2 protein-coding genes and 1 pseudogene are annotated in these 2,475 nt (G+C 72.8%); 1 reads left to right on the forward strand and 2 read right to left on the reverse strand.

What is annotated here, in order from left to right:
- Positions 1 to 309 (reverse strand): annotated as a pseudogene (locus ACFV4F_RS41875) (hypothetical protein); the annotation flags it as partial.
- A 167-nt stretch (positions 310 to 476) separates the two neighbouring features.
- Between ACFV4F_RS41875 and ACFV4F_RS41880 the strand changes: the two are divergent.
- On the forward strand, positions 477 to 2,090 hold the full coding sequence (locus tag ACFV4F_RS41880; RefSeq protein ID WP_380511017.1) for a purple acid phosphatase family protein: 1,614 nt from the start codon (positions 477 to 479) through the stop codon (positions 2,088 to 2,090).
- A gap of 149 nt (positions 2,091 to 2,239) precedes the next feature.
- On the opposite strand, the gene ACFV4F_RS41885 is transcribed toward ACFV4F_RS41880, so the two are convergent.
- A complete protein-coding gene (locus tag ACFV4F_RS41885; RefSeq protein ID WP_380511020.1) occupies positions 2,240 to 2,377 on the reverse strand; it encodes a hypothetical protein in 138 nt (45 codons plus the stop codon).
- Positions 2,378 to 2,475: the final 98 nt, after the last annotated feature.

A 2,475-nucleotide genomic window follows, 5' to 3' on the forward strand; every position in this document is an offset into this window, starting at 1 on the left:
CGCGCCCGCGCCGGGGTCCACCCCGCCTTCCGTGTCCATCGCCCGCCCCCCCGCGCCGCCCCGCCGTGGGTCGCCCGCGGCCGTGTACCAGCGGGCGAACGTCAGGTGCTCGGCGAAGTAGGTCGCGGGGAGCGGCTCCCCGCCCAGGACCAACACGTCGCCGTGGCCCGGCAGGTCGACCCGCGCGGCGTACTCGTCGCAGGCGTCCCCGGCCTCGGTGCCGTCCCACGAGGCGACGTACGGCTCCGGGCACAGGGCGTAATAGCCGAAATCGGTCCCGTCGATCCACTTCAGCGCCGACCTGACCACTCGTTCTCCCGCTCTCCGTGCCTGATGAGGCGATCAAGGCTACCGGCGGATCCGCGGGGCCCTCGGGCCGGCCGCCGTGAATCGGGCGGGCTCACACCATCGCCATGACATGAACATGCGAGTAAAGTTCTGCGACACCAATGGCCCGGGTGACACAGGGGGAGTCCGTGAGCATCGCACGCAGACAGTTACTCAAGGGATCGTCGGCGGCCGGGGCCGCACTCGTCGCGGGCCTCGCCGCGCCGACGTCCGCCGCGGCGGCGCCCACGCCGCTGTTGCAGTCCACCCCGCACCGGCTCGGGGCGCCGAGCGTGAGCGGGATCCACCTCCAGTTCGGCAACGACCCCTCCAGTGAGATGACCGTCTCCTGGATCACCCCGCAGTCCGTCCGCCGCCCCCACGTGCGGGTCGGCTCGCCGGACGGCGGACTCGGACGGGTCGTCGAGGCCGAGACGCGCACCTACCGGGACGCGCTCTCCAAGGACGAGGTGTACGTCCACCACGCCCGCCTCACCGGGCTGCGGGCCGCGACCACGTACCTGTACGCCGCCGGGCACGACGGCGCCAATCCCGAGACGGGGTCCTTCACGACCGCGCCGCGCGGCCGGGCCGCCTTCACCTTCACCAGCTTCGGCGACCAGGGCACGCCCAACCTCCGCCGCAAGATCGAGTTCCCCGACGGCGTCCCCTCCCCGCTCGGCAAGTACCCGGTGTACACCAGCAGCCAGATCGGATCCCCGGCCTCCGCCGACATCGTCGCCGCCGTCGAACGCGTCGGCCCGCTGTTCAACCTCGTCAACGGCGACCTCTGCTACGCCTCCTACAGCGGCCGGCACGGCCAGAGCCGCACCGGGACCTGGGCGGACTGGTTCATCTCCAACAGCCGCTCCACCCGGCTGCGCCCGTGGATGCCGTGCGCCGGGAACCACGAGACCGAGAGCGGGAACGGCCCGATCGGCGCCCTCGGCTACCAGACGTACTTCGACCTGCCCGAGTCCGCCGCCTCCGCCGACGAGGAGACGGCCGGCATGTGGTACGCGTTCACGGTCGGCGCGGTGCGCTTCATCAGCCTCGCCAACGAGGACGTCGCCATCCAGAACAGCAGCGAGATCTACCTGCGCGGCTACTCGGGCGGCGCCCAGGAGCGCTGGCTGGAACGCGAGTTGCGGGCCGCCAGGAACAGCCGGGCGATCGACTGGATCGTCGTCTGCATGCACCACCCGATGATCTCGACGTCCAAGCACGGCAGCGGCAGCGACCTCGGCATCCGCGAGGCCTGGGGCCCGCTGTTCGACGAGTACGGCGTGGACCTGGTCGTGAGCGGCCACGAGCACTACTACGAGCGCTCCCACCCCGTCCGCGGGACGCTCCCCAACGACGTCCGCACACCGGTCCCGTCCGGGACGGACCCCGACTTCGCCGACACCGACCACGGCACCGTCCACATGGTCATCGGCGCCGGCGGCAACGCCGCGACCACCCAGGACGACCTGTTCGAGACGAAGCAGGGCCGCGTCGTCGTCGCGCTGGAGCCCAAACCGGCCCCGGGCGCCCCGTACCGCGAGTCGGTCTGGGTGACGGAGGACGCCCCGTGGGCCGCCGTCCAGGACCGCGAACACACCCACGGCTTCGCGGCCTTCGACGTCGACCCGGGCGACCGCCGCAGCGGCCGCACCCGGATGAAGGTCACCTACTACACCTTCGACGGCCCGCACGGCGACCTCACACCGGTCGACACCTTCACCCTGGAACGCTCCCGCGCGGACGCCTGGGACGACTGAGGGCGCTGTCCGGTCGTCCGGTCCGCGCCCCGGCCCGTCACGCGGTCGGGGTCGCAGGCACGCAGGCGCGAAGTTGCCCGTGGGGGAGACGTCGCCGATGCCTCTGCCCCCGGTGGCGGGCCGGGGGCAGAGGAGATCAGCGGTGGAGGTCAGCGGCGGATGAACGCCGTCAGCCTGCTCCACCAACCGCCGCGCTGGTGCGGGATGGTGACGGCCACCGGTTCCGCTGCGACGGGCGGCTCAGGGGCGAGGGCCTCGACCTCCACCTCGGGCGTCGGGTCCCGCACGGGAGCCGGCGCCCCCCACACGAGACACCGAGGGGACACGACCCGGAGGGAGACCGTGTGGGGGGGCCGACCCGCCGACCTGGAGTGCCTGGCCGTCA

Origin of the sequence: Kitasatospora sp. NPDC059722 (assembly GCF_042733235.1) — a bacterium.
Classification (GTDB): Bacteria; Actinomycetota; Actinomycetes; order Streptomycetales; family Streptomycetaceae; genus Kitasatospora.